The organism is Agaribacillus sp. DX54 (assembly GCF_056858335.1).
This window is the reverse complement of the sequence record NZ_JBXEQE010000008.1, coordinates 97,315-117,097: the sequence shown is the minus strand read 5'-3', so window position 1 is coordinate 117,097 and position 19,783 is coordinate 97,315. Positions and strand designations below refer to the sequence as shown.

General features: G+C 40.6%; 19 protein-coding genes and 1 pseudogene. 6 read left to right on the top strand and 14 right to left on the bottom strand.

Annotation, left to right across the window (positions count from 1 at the left end; all coding sequences use genetic code 11):
* Nucleotides 1-243 precede the first annotated feature (243 nt).
* Nucleotides 244-1,155: pseudogene (locus AC04NP_RS11390) on the top strand (Acg family FMN-binding oxidoreductase); the annotation flags it as partial.
* A gap of 303 nt (nt 1,156-1,458) precedes the next feature.
* Here the strand turns inward: AC04NP_RS11390 and tsf are convergent.
* The 12 genes from tsf to AC04NP_RS11330 form a co-directional block, all read right to left on the bottom strand.
* The gene (tsf, locus tag AC04NP_RS11385) at nt 1,459-2,292 is read right to left on the bottom strand and encodes a translation elongation factor Ts (RefSeq protein ID WP_482859869.1); all 834 of its coding nucleotides are present in this window, start codon (nt 2,290-2,292) and stop codon (nt 1,459-1,461) included.
* Between the two features lie 122 nt (nt 2,293-2,414).
* Entirely contained in the window at nt 2,415-3,290 is an 876-nt protein-coding gene (rpsB, locus tag AC04NP_RS11380) for a 30S ribosomal protein S2 (RefSeq protein WP_482859868.1), read from the bottom strand.
* Between the two features lie 21 nt (nt 3,291-3,311).
* Nucleotides 3,312-3,698 (bottom strand): 30S ribosomal protein S9, encoded by a 387-nt coding sequence (gene rpsI / locus AC04NP_RS11375; RefSeq protein ID WP_482859867.1) that lies wholly within the window; start codon nt 3,696-3,698, stop codon nt 3,312-3,314.
* 11 nt (nt 3,699-3,709) lie between these two features.
* Complete coding sequence (gene rplM / locus AC04NP_RS11370; RefSeq protein WP_482859866.1) at nt 3,710-4,153, bottom strand: 50S ribosomal protein L13; 444 nt, start codon at nt 4,151-4,153, stop codon at nt 3,710-3,712.
* Between the two features lie 133 nt (nt 4,154-4,286).
* A complete protein-coding gene (locus tag AC04NP_RS11365; RefSeq protein WP_482859865.1) occupies nt 4,287-5,000 on the bottom strand; it encodes an RluA family pseudouridine synthase in 714 nt (237 codons plus the stop codon).
* 249 nt (nt 5,001-5,249) lie between these two features.
* Nucleotides 5,250-5,375, bottom strand: coding sequence for a hypothetical protein (locus tag AC04NP_RS11360; RefSeq protein WP_482859864.1), 126 nt, complete (start codon nt 5,373-5,375; stop codon nt 5,250-5,252).
* Entirely contained in the window at nt 5,356-5,610 is a 255-nt protein-coding gene (locus tag AC04NP_RS11355; protein ID WP_482859863.1) for a hypothetical protein, read from the bottom strand. The genes AC04NP_RS11360 and AC04NP_RS11355 overlap by 20 nt, the downstream gene beginning before the upstream one ends.
* Nucleotides 5,611-5,915: 305 nt before the next feature.
* Nucleotides 5,916-6,938, bottom strand: coding sequence for a sensor histidine kinase (locus AC04NP_RS11350; RefSeq protein WP_482859862.1), 1,023 nt, complete (start codon nt 6,936-6,938; stop codon nt 5,916-5,918).
* 31 nt (nt 6,939-6,969) lie between these two features.
* A complete protein-coding gene (locus AC04NP_RS11345) occupies nt 6,970-7,659 on the bottom strand; it encodes a response regulator transcription factor (protein ID WP_482859861.1) in 690 nt (229 codons plus the stop codon).
* A gap of 11 nt (nt 7,660-7,670) precedes the next feature.
* A complete protein-coding gene (locus AC04NP_RS11340) occupies nt 7,671-8,918 on the bottom strand; it encodes a redoxin domain-containing protein (protein ID WP_482859860.1) in 1,248 nt (415 codons plus the stop codon).
* Between the two features lie 170 nt (nt 8,919-9,088).
* Entirely contained in the window at nt 9,089-9,898 is an 810-nt protein-coding gene (locus AC04NP_RS11335) for a DUF3108 domain-containing protein (protein WP_482859859.1), read from the bottom strand.
* 116 nt (nt 9,899-10,014) lie between these two features.
* Nucleotides 10,015-11,043 (bottom strand): aminopeptidase, encoded by a 1,029-nt coding sequence (locus tag AC04NP_RS11330; RefSeq protein ID WP_482859858.1) that lies wholly within the window; start codon nt 11,041-11,043, stop codon nt 10,015-10,017.
* Between the two features lie 191 nt (nt 11,044-11,234).
* On the opposite strand from AC04NP_RS11330, the gene recA reads away from it, so the two are divergent.
* Nucleotides 11,235-12,263 (top strand): recombinase RecA, encoded by a 1,029-nt coding sequence (recA, locus tag AC04NP_RS11325; RefSeq protein ID WP_482859857.1) that lies wholly within the window; start codon nt 11,235-11,237, stop codon nt 12,261-12,263.
* A gap of 97 nt (nt 12,264-12,360) precedes the next feature.
* Here recA and AC04NP_RS11320 read toward each other — a convergent pair whose 3' ends face one another.
* Complete coding sequence (locus AC04NP_RS11320; RefSeq protein WP_482859856.1) at nt 12,361-13,614, bottom strand: ABC transporter permease; 1,254 nt, start codon at nt 13,612-13,614, stop codon at nt 12,361-12,363.
* Nucleotides 13,615-13,743: 129 nt separating this feature from the next.
* On the opposite strand from AC04NP_RS11320, the gene queA reads away from it, so the two are divergent.
* Complete coding sequence (gene queA, locus AC04NP_RS11315) at nt 13,744-14,790, top strand: tRNA preQ1(34) S-adenosylmethionine ribosyltransferase-isomerase QueA (protein WP_482859855.1); 1,047 nt, start codon at nt 13,744-13,746, stop codon at nt 14,788-14,790.
* A 48-nt stretch (nt 14,791-14,838) separates the two neighbouring features.
* A complete protein-coding gene (locus AC04NP_RS11310; RefSeq protein WP_482859854.1) occupies nt 14,839-15,537 on the top strand; it encodes a 2-C-methyl-D-erythritol 4-phosphate cytidylyltransferase in 699 nt (232 codons plus the stop codon).
* Nucleotides 15,538-15,607: 70 nt separating this feature from the next.
* On the opposite strand, the gene AC04NP_RS11305 is transcribed toward AC04NP_RS11310, so the two are convergent.
* Nucleotides 15,608-15,829 (bottom strand): DUF2795 domain-containing protein, encoded by a 222-nt coding sequence (locus AC04NP_RS11305; RefSeq protein ID WP_346761274.1) that lies wholly within the window; start codon nt 15,827-15,829, stop codon nt 15,608-15,610.
* A 387-nt stretch (nt 15,830-16,216) separates the two neighbouring features.
* Between AC04NP_RS11305 and ettA the strand changes: the two genes are divergently transcribed.
* Nucleotides 16,217-17,896 carry an energy-dependent translational throttle protein EttA gene (gene ettA, locus AC04NP_RS11300; RefSeq protein WP_482859853.1) on the top strand — a complete coding sequence of 560 codons (1,680 nt, stop codon included), beginning with the start codon at nt 16,217-16,219 and terminating at the stop codon, nt 17,894-17,896.
* Between the two features lie 1,181 nt (nt 17,897-19,077).
* Entirely contained in the window at nt 19,078-19,737 is a 660-nt protein-coding gene (locus tag AC04NP_RS11295; RefSeq protein WP_482859956.1) for an FkbM family methyltransferase, read from the top strand.
* Nucleotides 19,738-19,783 lie beyond the last annotated feature (46 nt).

The following is a 19,783-nucleotide window of genomic DNA, read 5'->3' as shown; positions in this document are numbered from 1 at the left end:
CTTACGGCCGTGGTCCGGATTTATGTCAAAAGAGGATTGGTAAGCCAAATCAACACGTGTGCTGATCCATATCATTTCGATCTTTATTCAAAAATGTTAGCTTGAAACTTAACTGTAACTGCTTCTAAGTCATGCGGAATATCATTGAAATACTAATCAAATATGCCATTAAGGCACCCTCAGGTCACAATACACAGCCCTGGAGATTTGCCTACCGAAACAATGTAATTAAAAGTATTCCCGGATTATAACCGCAGGTTGCCAGTGGCGGATCAGGACGACCATGCGCTGTTTATCAGCTTGGGTTGTGCGGTAGAAAATCTGGTCATTGCCGCCAATCACTTTGGCTATCGGGCGGATATTGATTATTTCCCTCCCCTGGAAAACAATGAATGTATCCGGATCAGGTTAACCGAGGGCCGCGTTGATCCGGACAACCGGCTGTTTGAGGCCATAGATAACAGACAATCTGCCCGAAATCGTTATAACGGACGCAAAATCCCGGGGGAAGACATGAAAGCTTTGCAAAATGCTGCACATTATGAAGGAGTAAGAACCCTTGTTTTTTCCGGGCAACAGGAAATTCTGCCATTGATTGAATTTATCAAGGAAGCCAGTTTTTTGCAATTTTCAAATAGCTCATTCAAGCATGAACTTATTTATTGGATCAGGTTTAATACCCGGGCAGCAAAACAAACAGGTGATGGACTATACGCGGCTTCAATGGGTTTTCCCTCTGTTCCAAGCTGGCTCGGAAGGTTGATAATGAGGCTCATTAAACCATCGGGAGAAGCTAAAAGGGTTGAAAAGCTGGTAAAGTCCTCTTCGGCAATGATGGTTTTTATCGCAGAGTCAAATCAAAAGAAAAACTGGATAAACCTGGGAAGGGCCTTTGAAAGGGTAGCACTTACCGCTACAGTCCTGAATATTAAACATGCACATCTGAATATGCCTTGCGAAGAAATTGAAGTCAGAAAAAAACTGGCCGCATATTTAGGACTTCCTGATAATCAACAACCTTTGTTGCTGATAAGGTTGGGTTACTCTGAATTCATGCCCTACTCGTTTCGGAGATCTATCCACCGGGTGACTTATGAGAATAAAAGTCCGCAAACCATTGATTTGCAGGAGTCTGGGATAGAGTCGACTAAATAGTATTTTTTTTAAATTTTTTGTGGGCTGCTGTCTCTGTGGGGGGGCTTTTTTAACCACGAAGTCACGGAAACACGAAGAGTCACTAAGGTTATGGTTAATAATAGAAGTGGCTCTTATATAACGTTTTCCACAAAGTTGTTTGAGCTTTAGTGTTTCCTATATCAAAAAACAGCGCTTGGCCTTGCTTTTCAACATAGGAGATACCGAGGGATAAAGAATTTCAACCGTAAACGTCAAGCAACAATAACAAGACGCTTACGCTATTTATAGGAGAAAAACATCCTGTCTATAACCAAATACCGGTTATCCGCCAATAGAAATCCTTTTAAAAGACGCTACCGTTAGACCTGTTTTTACGCTTTCCAGGTATTTGGCAACAGTCATGGATGAGTCCTTGACAAATGCCTGATTCAACAGGGTGTTTTCTTTGAAGAATTTATTTAGTTTGCCCATGGCAATCTTTTCCACGATGTTTTCAGGTTTGCCTTCGGCCAGGGCCTGTTCCTTGCCGATCTCAATTTCCTTGTTAACCAAAGTTTGATCCACACCATCTTTATCGACCGCCAAAGGATTCATAGCTGCAATTTGCATGGCAACATTTCTGCCTGCCTCTGTTTCATCATCACCATTAACACCTTTCAAAGCCACCAATACACCTAGCTTATTACCTGCATGTACGTAGGGTACTACCTGTTCACCAGTAATACGTTCATAGGCGCTGATTTCAATTTTTTCACCGATTTTTCCGATCAATTCAATGATTTTTTCAGAAACAGACAGGTCTGCCAGTTGAAGGTTTTTTAATTCTTCGACTGAGGCAGGCTTATTGACAGCAGCTATTTCCACAATACCTTGTCCAAGTGCTAAAAATTCCTCATTCTTAGCTACAAAGTCTGTCTCGCAGTTAAGGGCTATTAACGTGGCTTCTTTGCCCCCTTCAGCGGTTTTAATAAATACAGAGCCTTCGCTGGTTTCCCTGTCAGACCTGGAAGCAGAAACTTTCTGTCCTTTTTTTCTTAAAATCTCTATTGCTTTATCAAAATCTCCGGCAGCTTCGGTAAGTGCTTTTTTACAGTCCATCATACCAGCCCCGGTTTGTTGTCTCAGTTTATTGACTTCTTGCGCCGTAATAGCCATTGTGTTAGTTAAATTTTGTTATGTACGAATAGGTAATTTGAATTAGTTGCTAACAAAAATTGAACACCGGAATAGTCAACGATGTTCAATCTGTATCACGTGATGATATCTGATCTGTATTTTTATGCTTTGCCTGATTCCTTACCCTCTGGTGCCACATTTTCCTTTGCTCCGGGGGCGGGGGCATCAGCTTCTACCTCGACAACTTGAGCGGACCGTGCTTCTACGGTTCCGGTCTCTTTGCCGGCCCGGCTGTCCATCTTGATTTTTGCTTCCTCCTCTTGTCTTAGCTTGGCCTCATCCTTATCTTTCTTTCTTTCCATAAGCCCCTGTTCTATGGTTTTACCTATTTGAGAGACAATCAGGCTAATGGATTTGAAAGCATCGTCATTGGCGGGAATTGGGAAATCTACCAGTTCCGGGTTGGAGTTGGTGTCAACCATGGCATAAACCGGAATATTTAGTTTCTGAGCTTCTTTAACAGCAATATGTTCGCGTTTGATATCCACTACAAACAAAGCTGCCGGAAGACGGGTCAAGTCCGATATACCGCCAAGAATTCTTTCCAGCTTGGTTTTCTCCCTGCTTACCATTAACCTTTCTCTTTTTGCAAGATTTTGGTAAGCCTCATCTTTCATCAGTTTTTCGATGGAAGACAACTTTTTCAAAGACTTTCTGATAGTGCTGAAGTTGGTGAGCATTCCACCCAGCCATCTTTCAGTAACAAAGGGCATTTTTAATCTTTGTGCTTCTTCAGCGACCAGTTTTTTTGCTTGTTTTTTGGTGGCGACGAACATGACCTTCCTTCCCGAACGTACCACCTGCTTGATTGCGTTGGATGCTTCTTCGAGGCAAACAAGCGACTTATTAAGATCGATAATATGGATACCATTTCTTTCCATAAAGATATATGGTGCCATTTTAGGATCCCACTTTCTCGTCAAGTGCCCAAAATGAACACCAGCATCCAGTAAGTCATTGTATTTTAAATTACCCATTTAAAAGTGATGATTGTTATATTATCGTTTACTAAATTGAAATCTTCTTCTGGCCTTTCTTCTACCATATTTTTTCCGTTCAACCATTCTGGGGTCCCTGGTAAGGAAACCTTCTGATTTCAAAGGGCTGCGGAATTCAGGATTTACCTCACAAAGAGCCCTGGCAATAGCCAACCTGACTGCCTCGGCCTGACCTTTAAATCCACCACCGCCTACATTGATGTTGATATCATAATCAGCGGCTCCCTCCACCTTGGTCAACGGTTGCTTTACTACCACCCGTAATATTTCCGTGGGAAAGTAAGTTTCCAGTGACTTGTCGTTGACAGTTATTTCTCCTTTTCCGGGCTTAAGATAGATCCTGGCTACTGATGTCTTCCTCCTACCAATTGAATTAACGACGTCCATTAACTTTATTTTTAGAATTTAACTTCTTTTGGTTGTTGCGCTTCATGAGGATGCTCAGCACCTTCATAAACATGCAAATTTTTGAATATCTTCCTTCCCAGCCTGTTTTTAGGAAGCATCCCCCTTACCGCCCTTTCTACCAACAAGGTAGAGGACTTCGCTTTTAGTTGTCTTGGTGTAGTTTGTTTCTGTCCGCCGGGATAGCCGGTATATGATAGATATACTCTTTGATCCCACTTTTTACCGGTCAACTTAATCTTGTCCGCATTAATAACGATTACGTGGTCTCCGCAGTCGACGTGAGGTGTAAACCCTGGCTTGTTTTTACCCCTGACGATTTTTGCCACCTCACTCGCCAACCTGCCCAGCGCCTTGGAGTCGGCATCTACAATTACCCATTGCTTATCAACAGTCTGCTTGTTGGCAGAGATAGTCTTATAGCTTAAAGTGTCCACTCTTTTTATATTATCAATATTATATATATTACACTCCTCTAAAAAGGGACACAAAGATAGAGGCTTATTTTTTGAAATGCAATATCAGAATAAAAATAATTGCCTTTTCGATGTAGATGGAAGTATTTCCGATTCATCTGTTTTTTTCAAGCTGTTTCAATAAAACCGAAAAATCTTTTGGATAATCTGCATCAATCTTCAAGCCTTTACCGGTAAGGTCCTTGAATTCCAGTTGTCTGGCGTGCAATGCAATTCTTTTAATGAGTGGCAATTCTTCTGTGCCTTTTTTCAGGTGGTAGTGTTTTTTGATGCTTGACAAGTAGAACTGACGCCCTCCATAAATAAGGTCACCAATGATCGGGGCTTTACGGTAAGCGAGATGTATTCTGATTTGGTGCATCCTTCCGCTATGAGGAAAGCACGCCAGTAATGTATGAACCCTGAAGGCTTTGAGCGTATTAACGGTAGTGCTCGACATCTTACCACGTTGATTATCTATTCTGACTGTACCTTTTCCTGACATAAATATGGGCGCATCAATAGTCAGATTGTTGAAACTATGGATGCCCTCCACGACGGCATGATATTCCTTAATCACTTCCCGTTTTTCAAATTGCAGGGAAAGCGCCCGGTATGCCTCCGGTTTTTTTGCAATGGCCAATGCTCCGGAGGTTTCCTTATCCAGCCGGTGGCATAGCTGAGCCTGGGGATTATATCGTTTAGCAAGACCTAATATGTTGATCTCATCATTCCGGTCATCAAGACTGGCTACAAAGGCAGGTTTGTTGATAACTATGTAATTGTCATTCTCAAAAAGAATCAGCTCCTCGAATTTTAATTTACCCATAAGGGCAAAACTACAAAAGTCAGATTAAATTAGGGTAATGTGCACTCCACTCCCTTCGAAATATTAGCCCACCCCTATGCTTTCCCTCAAATTACATAGAAAACCAACCACCCATCAAACAAAACACCCCTTCCGGCTCAAAACACACACCTACGACCCTCATGCTTATTCACCCATTTCGTATTGTCTAATATCTTCAAAACCCAACATCATTCCATCCAAATATATTTTCAGGAAAAGCAATAGATATTAACTAAGACGATTGCCTACCCCCGTTTTGCCCCCCTCCAGTCCCCAAAACTCACCCCCCACACTCACACTCACCCCCACACTCACCCCCACTCTCAAACTCAATTCAGGAGTTACTCCATTCATGGAAATTCACCACATGTCCGCTCTTGTCGAGATAAAAAGTTACACTGCACCGATTCATATAACCCTTATCATTTTTGTGGTTGAATTTGTGGTAAACCACATACTTGTATGGAGGGACATTCACCTGCACCACGTCTGACCACTCCAGTGATTCGTAGCTTTCCCAATTGATCAGTTTATCTTTTAACCATGACCGTACGTGACGGATGGCTCCATTTTCAGTTGTATGGGACATTTTCATAATCATACTTTCCACGCTACAAATTTCCACATTAAATATTAATCTTTAATTATAGAAAAATTAACAAAAGATTAATTATATCGATTTAGATTAAATCTGGATTAATGTTATGAAGGTACTGGCGATTTCTTACTTATGTCGAATGGGAAAATCATAATAATTACCAGCATGTGTGTCTTTGCGATTAATCATTGCACAGCAGAGCATGACTTTGGCGCCAGCTATTGATTATCAGATGGTCAATACTTTTTGTTGGGTATTAGATTACCTTTTAAAAAAGGAATGAAGGCGTAAAAAAATCAGGCTGCGGGCAATGCAAAGCTGAAAGTCGACCCTTCGCCTACAGCGCTTTTTACCTCGATTTTTGTGTCGTGGGCTTCCAGCACGTGTTTTACAATAGCCAGGCCAAGCCCCGTTCCCCCTTTATGTTTGGACCGGCTTTTTTCCACCCTGTAAAATCTTTCAAAGATGCGGTTGATATCCTCCTCAGGAATGCCCCGGCCATTGTCAAAAACAGCGATCACAACATCTTTTTTTCTTTCTTCAAAACTAACCCTGACGGAGCCTTCCTTTTTAGTGTATTTTATGGCGTTGGAAATAAGATTAACCATAACCTGGTAAATTCGTTGCTGATCGGCCACCACAAAAACCTGCGGGCTGGTGGACTCAGCAAAGCCCATATCAATTTCTTTCTTTTCGGCCTCCCCCTCCAATTGTTCAAACACTTCATTGACCACAGCAAATATGTTGAACCGTTCAAATTGCATTTTGATCTGTCCGGTTTCCATTTGCGACAAAGTAAGCAGATCCTGTACCAGCACATCCAGACCATCCAGGCTTTTAGCTGCTTTTTTGAGGAATTTTTGTCTGACCTTTTTATCCTCTATGGCACCATCCAGCAGGGTATGGACAAACCCCTGGGCACTAAAAATGGGTGTTTTCAATTCATGCGATATGTCAGCAATAAACTCTCTGCGGAAATTTTCAGTTTTTCGCAACTGGTCTATTTCTTCCTGTTTGGAAACCGCATAAGCATGAATTTCTTCCTGTATCCGCTTCAATGGGTTCAGAGGGTTGAAATTTCCGGTGTTCTCAAATTCAATTTCTTTCTTATTAAGTTTTTTTACATCACTTTGTATTTTTTTGATTTCATTAAAAATCAAAAAGTTGAGAATGATATGAATAAGCAGGTAGGAAGATGAGAATGCAATAACAAAAGTTACGATCAAAGCATCTACCTCTACATTAAGCAACGACAGAAAGGCCGTAGTGACGATAGAAATTGAAGCTGCCAAAAGCAAGGCAAGTCCCCTGGAATTCACTGTATGTTTTCTTTAAATTAGTACTAAGATACTAATTCAATTGAAATTTATACCCTACACCCTTTACCGTGGAAATAAATCCTTCACCGATTTTTTCCCTGACTTTCCTGATATGGACATCAACTGTGCGCGCCAGTACATACACATCGGTTCCCCATATGTTTTGCAGCAGTTCATCACGGTTAAAGACTTTATTCGGATTTTGCGCGAGGTAATAAAGCAATTCAAACTCCTTTTTGGGCAAGGTAACCGGCTTATCGTTGACGTTGACCGTATAACTGGTCCTGTTAATGGACAATCCACCAATTTCAATGATATCTTTATCATCCTTTTTCATGCCCTCTCGTCTAAACAAGGCCTTTAAACGGCTCATTAAGGCTCGTGGCTTAATGGGTTTGGTGATGTAGTCATCGGCTCCCACCTCAAAGGCAGCTACTTCGGAGTATTCTTCCGACCGGGCGGTCAAAAATGTTATATAAGTTCCGTTCAAGTCAGGGATTTCCCTGAGCTGACGGCAGGTTTCTACGCCATCCTGCTTGGGCATCATGATGTCCAGTAAGATAAGGTCAGGAATAAATTTTTTGGCAATTTTCACACCTTCTCTGCCATCGAGTGCCGTTTTCACAAGATAACCTTCTTTTTCAAGGTTGTATTTTAACAATTCAAGGATATCCTCTTCGTCATCAACTATCAACACTTTGAAATTTCGCTTTTCAGACATTTTTATTCGAGTTAGTTTTTTGATGCATTAATTAATAGTTTTTCCAGGGTGGAATCCAAAACCGGCCCCCTTAGGTTTTTGGCAATTATTTTTCCTTGGGGATCAACCAGAAACGATGCGGGAATGCTTCTTACCCGATACTTGACGGCCCCTTCGCTTTTCCATCCCTTAAGGTCGGAAATGTGCCCCCACATAAGCTGATCCTTTTCGATCGCCGCAAGCCACTTTTCTTTATTGTGGTCGAGTGATACACCCAAAACTTTAAAACCGTATTTCTTAAATTTAAGATACGCCCTGACGACATTAGGGTTCTCTCTCCGGCAAGGCCCGCACCACGAGGCCCAGAAATCTACCAGGACATAACTGCCTCTGAGGGCTGAAAGCTTTTGTATGACCCCATGCTGGTCAGGTAATATGATATCCGGTGCCTGCTCACCGACTCTTGGCGCCGGTGGAGGCCATGTGGAGACCAGGTCGAGGTAATGTTTTGATTGGGGAAAGTCATTGCCATATTTGTCTGCCACATCCCACAGGTTATCAGGGGCGCCTTTCATGAACAGGCTTATCAGGGATAAATAAATTACTTCACGATGTGCACTTCCGGCCTTGGTTTTTGCCACCAACTGATCGGCAGCAGCCAGCCAGCCCTCAATGTTTCTCGGTACATAGCGCTGATAGTATTGGTTAATTTTTCCCAAAAGCATATCTCCACGGGTGAATTCAATGTCCGACAACTCTTCAGCGCTGAAAAATGTCTCTTTACTCAGATCTGTACGAAGTATAAAGGTTCGTACTATTTTACTGATAAGCAAGCCGGGGTTTTCGTCAGATAGCTTTTGGTAGAATATAGCTTGTTCCCGTTTCAGTGAGTCTATCTGGTTTTGAAAATGGTTTGATTCCTTATCTTTTTCCCCAGAAATGCTGATAATTTGTGCTTTTTGAATGATTTTCTGATTGGTCATCTGCAGATGCCTGTTGAATGCGGCAAATTCTTTAAACAGCTTGTTTTCAGCAGAGTTTTCATATTGTATCGACAACGGCTGGCTTAAATCCCCCTCCATATTGAAACTTTCCCGGCCAAGAATAAGGGTGACACTTTTATTTTCATCAACGCCGATTTTGTAAAACCCACGAGGTAGACCATCCGGATATTGGAAAGAGAACAGGCCGTCAATGGCAATGGTCGAATCAACTTTTAAAGACTCAGGTCCAAAAAGACGATAGATAAAAACAGGCTGATTGTTGTTAATGTTATCCAATTTCGCATGTATGACCACAGGTTGGGCCATCGCGGTGTGAAAACAAATTAAAACTAACAAAATGATTACAAAAAGCCTCTGAACCATATTTAATGTTCCGGATTTAAATCAAAATTAGCCAGAATTGGTATTATTAAAAAGCGGTTAACAATTTCTTAATACATTGTAAGTTATTGGTAGACTTTGTTTCTCAGGTTCTCATAGCTCTTGATATCGATCTCAACAGCGCCTACAAACATTTCAGCTTGTATCTTAAGGGGGATTTTATTGTTATCTTTCGATAACCACAATTTTATCGCTTCTTTTCCCCTGAAAAGCTTGTTTTCAGGAAGCATGGGGGCCATTACATGGGTTTCGAAGGTTCCGACTTTTGTTTTAAGTTTTTCAGTGCCCAGGTATTTTATTTTTATGTTATAGGATTCATCGTCAAAAAAACCTTTGATATAAATCATATCCCCCCTTTTCTTTTTATTCAGGTCCATGGTACGCAGGTAAAAGGCACCACTCACCAGGTCCTGAGCATTGTTAGATATGGGAAAGTTTACTTTCTCCTTTAACTTCATGGTTTTTTTATCTAACCTGGCTACGGTTGCAGAATCGTTGAAATGGTCAAAATCGACGATTTCATTTTTTCTGTATTTATTTTCCCTGATATATCTGTAAAACCTTTGTGGCACAATAGCGGCTGTATCCAGATATGAACCCCATGTATCCCGTACCTTGTAAAACAAATCAATTACCCCGGCCGTTCTCCCGTGTATGTTTATCCTGAAACAAGGCCGCTCATTGATGGTGTAGATGGTTTCGCCGATGTCTATGGTAGCATATGCCCCGCTTAAAAAGCCCAGGTGCACTCTGTATTCCAGTTTTTCCCCCACATTAAAGCTGTTATTTTGAATTTGGCGATAGTCGTTCTCATCACTTTGCATAAGCAAGCTGATCAGGAGGGTGAGCAACATGGAACCTAATTTAATTTTCATGAAATTTAAAAAAGGCTTGTTATGCCATTCAAGATATATATTAACAATTTAATTATAAAGACTTTGCTTTAAACAAAAGGTGAACCTTTTGCAAAGATTCAAAAATTATTCCAAATTTAAAGTGAAGGATATTGAGATTTTAGATATAGGAGGTATTTTTTTAAGTCACCACCGAATTCTTCCCGGAAGGTTTTTTCAAAATCACCCTGCTTTTCCCTGTACCTGAGGTAAGACATGAAAAAAGTGTTATTGGCCTCATAGTTTTCATAATACCTTGCATAATCAGCTTTTCTGTGGAGGCTGAGTGTGTCGATGTTGTCAAAAACTTTTTGGATGAAGCCCTGCTTTTTGTCAATCTTTTCATGGTCTGGCAGGTTGCCGAAGGTCTGATACAAACTATCGAGGCCAATGGCTCCTGCCAGTATGTAATTGGTAAACTTTTCACTATCCTCATTGTCCTGCATATAGGTGATAAACTCAGGTGAGTTCACCCCGAATTTTTGTGTAAGAAAAATCTCTGCTCCTTTTGTGCCGATAAATGTCGCCAGGTTTTCGTTAAACTGCACTGAGTCTTTCACAAACAAGGTGCCGTGTGTTAACTCGTGAATAATAAGCTCTGTCAGAGCCCCGGCCTTTCGGTTCAGCATATTAGATAAGATAGGGTCTCTGAACCATCCGAGGGTAGACCATCCGCCTGTGGTGCGGATATTAGTATCGAAACCCTGGTCCTTCCATTTTTTTTCTTCTTCTTCAGCCATTTCATATCTGAAAAAACCTTTGTAAGAAAAGGATCCGATGAATGGGAACGACCATTCTTTTGCCTTCATTTCAAAAGGCGGGCAAGCTGTTACCACCCATAGAATAGGTTTGCCTTTTTGGTCAAATACACTGGTATAATTATCAGTTGGGTTAATACCCAGCGAGTCTACAGCAAAACTTTTAACCTCCCGGACAAGTTGGAGTTTAAATTTAATGGAGTCAGGCGTTTGCGGGTCGTTCAGCATATCATCGACCTCCCGGGTATCAGTGACGACATGCCACTGGCCTTTTGCTTGTACGTAAGCATAATACAGCAATGGCCATTGCCAGATAATCAAAGCTGATACAACCAATATGAAGCTATAAAGCATTTTTTTTCTACTCATAAAAAACAATAGCCATTTTATTGGCTTTTAAGTATTTAAATCACAAAAAAAACCATATTTTTACGGGCAAAAGATAGTTGTCAGACAGAAATTCAAAATCTGAAAAACTTCTTTAAATACTTTCCCCCTCATTTGTTAATTGGTTGCAATCATAGTAAATTCACAAAATACAATTTCTCAAATGTAAGGATATGAGTGATAATTCAGAAAAACTAAAAGCCCTCCAGCTAACCATTGATAAATTGGAAAAAACCTATGGAAAAGGCACCATCATGAAATTAAGTGATGAGATGGTGGTTGATGTACCGGCTATTCCAACCGGGTCTATCGGCCTTGATATAGCCTTAGGCGTAGGTGGAATTCCCAGGGGTAGGGTAGTGGAGATATATGGTCCGGAATCATCCGGTAAAACCACGCTTACCATGCATTGTATAGCAGAAGCGCAAAAAGCCGGCGGATTGGCAGCTTTTATAGATGCGGAACATGCATTTGATAAGGTGTATGCCGAGAAGTTAGGCATTGATACCGAGAATCTTCTGATTTCACAACCTGACAATGGTGAACAAGCACTTGAAATAGCCGAACATCTGATCCGGTCGGGTGCTATTGATATTATTGTTATTGATTCTGTGGCAGCCTTGGTTCCGAAAGGGGAATTAGAGGGGGAAATGGGTGAAAGTAAGATGGGTTTACAGGCCAGGTTGATGTCACAAGCCCTGCGGAAGTTAACCGGGGCCATCAATAAATCGGGCTGTGCCTGCATTTTCATTAACCAGTTAAGAGAAAAGATAGGGGTAATGTTTGGTAATCCGGAAACCACTACCGGTGGAAATGCCCTGAAGTTTTATGCCTCCGTTCGATTAGATATCCGTCGGATCGGACAAATAAAGGAAAGCGCTGACAATATCCTGGGAAACAGAACCAGGGTTAAAGTGGTAAAAAATAAAGTAGCACCTCCATTTAAGGTGGTGGAATTTGATATTATCTATGGTGAAGGCATTTCAAAAGTAGGGGAGATTCTGGATTTAGGGGTGGAATTAGGCATTGTGCAGAAGTCAGGCTCCTGGTTTTCTTACAATGGGGATAAATTAGGACAAGGCCGTGATGCTGTGAAAAAGCTGTTGATGGATAATATTGAATTGACGGAAGAGCTTGAAATTAAAATTAAAGCCAAAGTGAGAGGAGAAGAAGTGGAAGAACCTGTAGCTACTGAAGATTAGAAGATTAAGGCGTGGCAGAGGACTTTTGTGTGGCTATATATACTTATTAGCGTCATAGTATGGTTTGGAGCCATACTATGGTTGGAGTACGAAAAGTTTAAGCTGTCCTGATGGCTTCTACAGGATCCATACGGGCGGCGATGGCTGCGGGAATAATTCCGGAAGCCGTACCTATCAGGGCCGATACGCCCAAACCCAGGGTCATATTTTTCAAACTAAGCGAAGGCTCGAGACTTCCCATAGGGATCAGGGTGATTAAATAAACCAGGAAAAGTCCTACTAAACCACCGATAAGACTTAAAAAAATGGCTTCAAATAAAAACTGGAAAAGAATAAAATAGTTTTTAGCGCCCAGTGATTTCTGAATGCCAATGATATTGGTTCTTTCCCTCACGGATACAAACATGATATTGGCAATACCGAACCCCCCAACCAATATGGAAAAACCACCGATAATCCAACCGGCGACGCCAATAACGTCAAATACACCGCTGATCGCGTTGGCAATGGCTTCGGTTCGGTTGAGGGCGAAATTGTCTTTGTCTTTGGGTTTCAGGGATCTTTTGCTTCGCATAATACCACGCAATTCTGCTTCCAACTCCACCAGTCCGATGTCATCTTCTCTTCCTTTGAGGGCTATTTTACTGCCGATTCCTCTCCGGCGCCCACTGTAGTACATTTTAATAAATGATTTATAAGGGATCAGACATGCGTCGTCTTTGCTTGGCCCCCCGATAAAGCTGTCACCTTCCCTTTTTGTCACCCCCACCACTGTGTATTTTTTGCCGCGAATGGAAAACTCCCTGCCGATAGGATCGATATTAGGAAACAGATCGGCAGCCACGTTGGTTCCGATTAAGGCGACCGGCCTGGCGCTTTCAACCTCCTGTCTGGTAAAATACCTGCCCTCTTCAATTTCCACGTCGAACACCTCATTGTAATCATAACTTACCCCTAACAGAAAGTTGTAATAAGTGCTGTTATTCCCCTGTTTATAAGTTTGATTGCCCCGGACAGCATAAATAGACACGCCCACCGCGTTTTCAACTTTATCCCTGACAAATTCATACTCTTTGTAATCAGGATGAGGCCGGTTCAGAAACTCCCACCATTTATATTCCCCACCACCCAATCCGTAAGGCCATTTTTCGACATTTATCACATTGGTGCCAAGAAAATCGAAACTTTGTTTGATGCTTTGTTCAAGGGTATCGACCAGTGTAAAAACGGAAATAATGGCAAAGATTCCTATAGTTACCCCGGCCAGTGAAAGCAAGGTCCTGAGTTTGTTTACCTTGAGGGCGTTCATGGCAAATTTGAAACTTTCCAGTATGAGCTTTAAAACTTTCAACAGTTATTCATTATTGGGTACAAAGATGATAAAAAGTAAAATTACTTACATTTTTAAAAACAAATCACTAGATTTGCGCACTTCAAAAATTTTTTAATTTAAAGGTTATTTAATACCGTAATATTAAATATGAAATTATCCGAATTCAAGTTTGATTTGCCACCCGGTTTAATTGCTTTATATCCGGCAGAAAATAGGGATGAATCGCGGTTAATGGTTGTAAAAAGAGATACCGGAGAAATAGAGCATAAAATTTTTAAAGATCTTATCGCGTATTTTGGAGATGGTGATGTGATGGTGATGAACGACACCAAGGTATTTCCGGCCAGATTATATGGCAATAAGGAAAAAACAGGTGCTAAGATTGAGGTCTTCCTGCTACGGGAATTAAACAAGGAAATGTTTTTGTGGGATGTGCTGGTAGACCCCGCCAGGAAGATCAGGGTAGGGAACAAATTGTATTTTGGAGACGGTGATCTTGTAGCTGAGGTGATTGATAACACCACTTCAAGGGGAAGAACGATCAGGTTTTTGTATGAGGGCTCAAACGAGGAATTCTACAAAATGATCGATACACTCGGTGAAACCCCGCTGCCAAAGTATATCAAACGAAAGGCAGAACCGGAGGACAGGGAACGTTACCAAACCATTTATGCGGAACATACCGGCGCGGTGGCTGCTCCTACGGCAGGGTTACATTTTACCAAACAGTTGTTAAAGCGGCTGGAAATTCAGGGTGTTGATATTGCCAAGATAACATTGCACATCGGGTTAGGTACTTTCAGGCCGGTGGATGTCGAAGATCTGACCAAACATAAAATGGACTCCGAAAATTTCAGGGTAGGGCAGGAAATTGTCGATATGGTTAACCGCGCCATCAAGACAAAAAAGAAAATATGTGCTGTGGGAACTACCTCTATGAGGGCCCTTGAGTCGTCGGTTTCGGCCAATAATCTGCTAAAAGCCAATGAAGGATGGACCGACAAATTCATATTTCCACCTTATGACTTTAAGATTTGCAATGCCCTGATTAGTAATTTCCACATGCCCGAGTCTACCTTGTTTATGATGGCCTGCGCATTTGGTGGTTATGACCTGATTATGGAGGCCTATAAAGTAGCTATCAAAGAGAAATATAAATTTTATAGCTACGGGGATGCTATGTTGATAATTTAGCCACTTCAATAAACCAAAACATTTGGCAAGTAACTTACTCCTTCGGCGATGAAACGTGACGAATATGCCATTATTGTAGCCGGTGGTACAGGCAAGAGAATGAAAAGTGAGTTACCCAAACAATTTCTGGAAATTTGTGGCTTGCCGGTGTTGATGCATACAGTAAAGGCTTTTTACGATTATTCCCCCCTGCTTAATATTATTTTGGTATTACCCGGTGATGATTTTGACACCTGGAAAAACTTATGTGAAAAACATCGATTTAAAATTCCGCTTCAACTACAGTCCGGGGGTAAAACCAGGTTCCAATCCGTAAAAAGAGGGTTGGAAAAGTTACCCGGTCAGGGATTAGTAGCTATTCATGATGGCGTAAGGCCCCTTATTGACAAACCCATTATCGCGGCGTCCTTTAACCTGGCTTCGATACACAAAACCGCCATAGCGGCAGTGAGATTAAAAGAGTCTATCAGAATGACGGATCAGGACGCTACCGTTGCCATGGATCGCTCCAGATTCAGGCTAATTCAAACGCCACAAACTTTTGATATATCATTGATAAAAAAAGCTTACAGGATTAACGAGGATAACGCCCTGACCGATGATGCCAGTGTGGCAGAAAGGGCAGGCCATAAAATATCACTTTTTGAAGGAAGTTATGAAAACATAAAAATCACTACCCCTGAAGATTTGACGATAGCCAACTGCCTGATGCATGAAAGGATAAGCCGGAAGTTTTCAGGTACGTAATCAAAAAGGCATTTAAATGTTTCAAACAATTAAATGCCTTGCGTTGAATATAAATATCAAATTTTAATCTTCAATATTCATCTTCGTTAAAGAAGAAGTCTTCTTTTGTCGGATAATCAGGCCATATCTCTTCGATACTTTCATAGGGCTGACCATCATCTTCGAGTTCCTGTAAATTTTCAACGACCTCCAACGGACACCCCATTCTGATTGAATAATCAATCAACTCATCTTTTGTAGCGGGCCATGGGGCATCCTCAAGATAGGATGCTAATTCTAATGTCCAATACATAGTTTATCCCTCCTTTGTTCGTACTTAAATTTCGTGCAAAAATAGAATTTAAATTAAAAAAACAAATGTTATTTTCTTTTTTATATTACAACGTTAGAAAATGTAACCCTACGGATAGTAAGTCAATAATTTTAATTGAAAAACCTGTATTCCCGGAGGAATTTACCTCTTTGATTGTATCATTATTAAGCAAAAATGGTCACAAAAAATTCAATACCAGCTTGTCAAATGATCAACTTTCATAATAAATACTAATAAAAGATTTTAATAAAATCAAGTTATTAACATTATTTACCAAACAATATTATCATATTTGAGCCTGGTTTTAGCAGTAAGTGCTAAAACAACCTGTAATTTATTATAAATCTTGCATCAATTACTACGTAAATGAGTGACGAAAAGATAATATTTTCGATGGCCGGGGTAACAAAAACTTACCCTCCACAAAAAACTGTACTAAAAAATATATACCTCTCTTTCTTTTATGGCGCTAAAATTGGTGTGTTGGGTTTGAATGGTTCAGGGAAATCGTCCCTGCTCAGGATTATAGCTGGTATTGACAGGGAACATCAGGGCGAAGTGGTATTTTCCCCGGGTTACTCTATTGGATTATTGGAGCAGGAGCCAATGCTTGACGACAACAAAACAGTAAAGGAAGTAGTAGAGGAAGCAGTACAGGAAATTGTCGATTTACTTCGTGAATTTGAGGAAATCAATGAGAAATTTGCCGATCCGGCAGTTATTGAAGATCCCGATGCTATGGAAAAACTCATCGAAAAGCAAGGGCAGGTCCAGGAAAAACTCGATCATCATAATGCCTGGGAACTGGATACACGGCTGGAAAAAGCGATGGATGCTTTAAGAACACCGCCTTCGGAGGCAAAAATAAAAAACCTGTCGGGGGGTGAAAAAAGAAGGGTGGCGCTATGTCGTTTGCTATTGCAGGAACCTGATGTGCTGCTATTGGATGAACCTACCAACCATCTCGATGCCGAATCGGTACAATGGCTGGAAATGCATTTGCAACAATACAAAGGCACAGTCATCGCTGTAACCCATGACCGCTACTTTCTCGATAATGTCGCTGGCTGGATACTTGAACTGGACAGGGGGGAAGGTATTCCGTGGAAAGGCAATTATTCATCCTGGCTGGAACAGAAAAGAGAACGGCTGGCCAAAGAGGAAAAGACCGAGTCGAAGCGTCAGAAAACTTTGGAGCGTGAATTGGAATGGATAAGAATGACGCCAAAGGGCAGGCAGGCCAAGGCCAAAGCCAGATTGACGGCTTATGATAAATTGGTCGGGGAGGAAAGCAAGGAAAAGGAGGCAAAACTCGAATTGTTTATCCCGGCAGGGTCCAGGTTAGGTAATAAAGTGATCGAGGTGGACAAAGTATCCAAATCCTTTGGCGACAAATTGCTATTCGAAAACCTTAGCTTCTCATTGCCGCAGGGTGGCATTGTAGGTGTTATAGGGCCAAATGGTGCTGGAAAAACCACGCTGTTTAACCTTATCACTGGTAAAGAAAAACCTGATAGTGGCACATTTGAAGTGGGCAGTACAGTAGATATAGCATATGTTGATCAGGGCCACGATATACTGGACCCCGACAAAACCGTATGGCAAACCATTTCAGCGGGAAACGAGTTGATTGAACTCGGAGGTAAGCAAGTCAATTCAAGGGCTTATGTAAGCAAGTTTAACTTTAGTGGATCGGACCAGGAGAAAAAGGTAAGCGTATTATCCGGTGGTGAAAGAAACCGTGTGCACCTCGCCCTGACCTTAAAAAAAGGGGCTAACCTTCTTTTATTGGATGAACCTACCAACGACCTGGATGTCAATACATTGAGGGCTTTGGAAGTGGCCCTGGAAAATTTTGGCGGATGTGCTGTTGTCATATCCCACGACAGGTGGTTCCTCGACCGGATCGCCACCCACATCCTGGCCTTTGAAGGTGATTCCATTGTTTATTGGTTTGAGGGCAATTATTCCGATTATGAAGAAAACCGAAAGAAACGATTGGGGGTTGGGGGTCCGAAAAGGATAAGGTATAAAAAAATGATCTAAGATTGATAATAACTCTTCTTTTTTTCAGGATATGGTGTATTGGTAAGGACGATACCTGCTAGCCACCGGGCCCTAACTGAAATTAAAAAAATTCATCTTAGAATAAAGATAAGTTTTCAAAATAGGCAATCTAGCCTATGAATCAAGTTGGTAGCTTATTTAATTAATATGGGGTTAAACTTCACGACCCTCTACCGAAGAAGTATAAAAAGCCCCGGAGGTATTGTCATAAACCAATCCTCCGGGATACAATCCCGGACTTTTTATTGATAACACATTAGGAAGTTGAGCCTACAGATCGATAGTTGAAATGCTACCCATAGTGACTATCATCAAAAATATTTTTTGCTTAATTTTCAATATTTTCATAATTTATATTTTTGTTGCTATTTATTAAGGCAAAGGTATTTTGAAACAGAGCAGGCAAATATCTTATTAAGTTCGAAAAACATAAAAATAAGCTCAATTAAACCTTAGAGATTACCTTAGACACCATTTATATTTTCTGATAAGTTAAAGTCAAATGTCAAAGGAAACCTTTCCCGAAAAATGTTATTGGAATAAAAAGCACGCAGGATAATCTGAAAAGAAAAATAAGCGCAAAAGAAAATATCATAGTAATGGTAAGCTTTTCAATTTATGCTACTCTAAAGGTGAACTGGGATGAGAAGAAATTAAAAAGTTTAATTTAGTCAAACTGATTACTTCATGGCTACATTGTTCTCCTAACAATAAAATATCCGGAGGCAAGGTCTTGTTCAAATAGAACACCTGATGGGAGCAACCGATTAAAGGTTACTTTAAGGCAAGCACTAATATTATAGAATAATTTAAATGACATGCATTTGATAAGGGAGATCATTAGCAATCTTCAGCCACCACCAGAAGTCCGACGATAATTATCTGGAATATGTTAGCTTACGCACAACAATACAATCCTCTTATTATGTACGAAAGCTTAGACCAATAAAGAAAATTAAAAGTAAAAGAACCACAGAAACAAATCGCCAATTTGAACAAAAAAACAGAAGCCCTAAAATCTGTTTGATACCGTTTTGACAAAGGACAGGACGGTCGTTGCTTAGAATTAAATAAAAATCGATATTGATATGAAGCTCATTAAGAGTGTTAAACTATGCTAAAGAGCAAATAAATACAAATACAAAAATGATAGAGGAGGGATCGCTTACATTTTCTCTGCAATCAAAAAAGGACAAACAGTTTTTGACATTGGAGCACATAAAGCTGGTTATTTATACTTCATATTAAAGCAAGTGGGTTGCAAAGGCACGGTTTTCGCTTTTGAACCACAACCTAATCTTCATCAGTATATCACCAATATTAAAGCACTCTTCAAGTGGGAAAATTTGACAATTGAAAATTTGGCATTATCAGATCCTAAAGAGACAGTGACACTTTATGTTCCAACAAATAAAGTAAGCAAAGAGTCTTCACCAGGGGCGACAATCGTTGAGAAAATAAAACATCCCGGGTTTATTGCAACCGAAACTGTATCGACTGAAACATTAGACTTTTACTGCAACCAATATAACATTAAACCAGATTTTTTAAAAATTGATGTTGAAGGAAATGAGCTAAAAATTTTTCAGGGAGGTGTGGACACATTAAAAAAATACAAACCGAAAATTATTGTTGAAATTGAAGCTGGGCATGTTGGACAAGAAAGAGTACTAGAAACATTTGAGTTCATGGAATCCTTGGGCTATAAAGGGCATTTCATACATGGCTTAAATCGTATTCCCTTAGCAAACTTTAGTTTAAGCAAATATCAAAATACAAATGACATGAAAAACTATTGTAACAACTTTGTGTTTGAGTAAATATTAACTGTCTGCAATCGAGTGAGATGCTCTCTTATCGGAGGTG

Excerpts from the sequence above, each read along its gene's own strand:
- rpsB (WP_482859868.1), bottom strand. The coding sequence starts at position 3,290 with ATGGGTAATTTAAAATACAATGACTTACTGGATGCTGGTGTTCATTTT.
- AC04NP_RS11345 (WP_482859861.1), bottom strand. The coding sequence starts at position 7,659 with ATGTCTGAAAAGCGAAATTTCAAAGTGTTGATAGTTGATGACGAAGAG.
- AC04NP_RS11355 (WP_482859863.1), bottom strand. The coding sequence starts at position 5,610 with ATGTCCCATACAACTGAAAATGGAGCCATCCGTCACGTACGGTCATGG.
- AC04NP_RS11360 (WP_482859864.1), bottom strand. The coding sequence starts at position 5,375 with ATGAATGGAGTAACTCCTGAATTGAGTTTGAGAGTGGGGGTGAGTGTG.
- AC04NP_RS11335 (WP_482859859.1), bottom strand. The coding sequence starts at position 9,898 with ATGAAAATTAAATTAGGTTCCATGTTGCTCACCCTCCTGATCAGCTTG.
- AC04NP_RS11305 (WP_346761274.1), bottom strand. The coding sequence starts at position 15,829 with ATGTATTGGACATTAGAATTAGCATCCTATCTTGAGGATGCCCCATGG.
- AC04NP_RS11365 (WP_482859865.1), bottom strand. The coding sequence starts at position 5,000 with ATGGGTAAATTAAAATTCGAGGAGCTGATTCTTTTTGAGAATGACAAT.
- rpsI (WP_482859867.1), bottom strand. The coding sequence starts at position 3,698 with ATGGACGTCGTTAATTCAATTGGTAGGAGGAAGACATCAGTAGCCAGG.
- recA (WP_482859857.1), top strand. The coding sequence starts at position 11,235 with ATGAGTGATAATTCAGAAAAACTAAAAGCCCTCCAGCTAACCATTGAT.
- tsf (WP_482859869.1), bottom strand. The coding sequence starts at position 2,292 with ATGGCTATTACGGCGCAAGAAGTCAATAAACTGAGACAACAAACCGGG.
- ettA (WP_482859853.1), top strand. The coding sequence starts at position 16,217 with ATGAGTGACGAAAAGATAATATTTTCGATGGCCGGGGTAACAAAAACT.
- AC04NP_RS11330 (WP_482859858.1), bottom strand. The coding sequence starts at position 11,043 with ATGAGTAGAAAAAAAATGCTTTATAGCTTCATATTGGTTGTATCAGCT.
- queA (WP_482859855.1), top strand. The coding sequence starts at position 13,744 with ATGAAATTATCCGAATTCAAGTTTGATTTGCCACCCGGTTTAATTGCT.
- AC04NP_RS11310 (WP_482859854.1), top strand. The coding sequence starts at position 14,839 with ATGAAACGTGACGAATATGCCATTATTGTAGCCGGTGGTACAGGCAAG.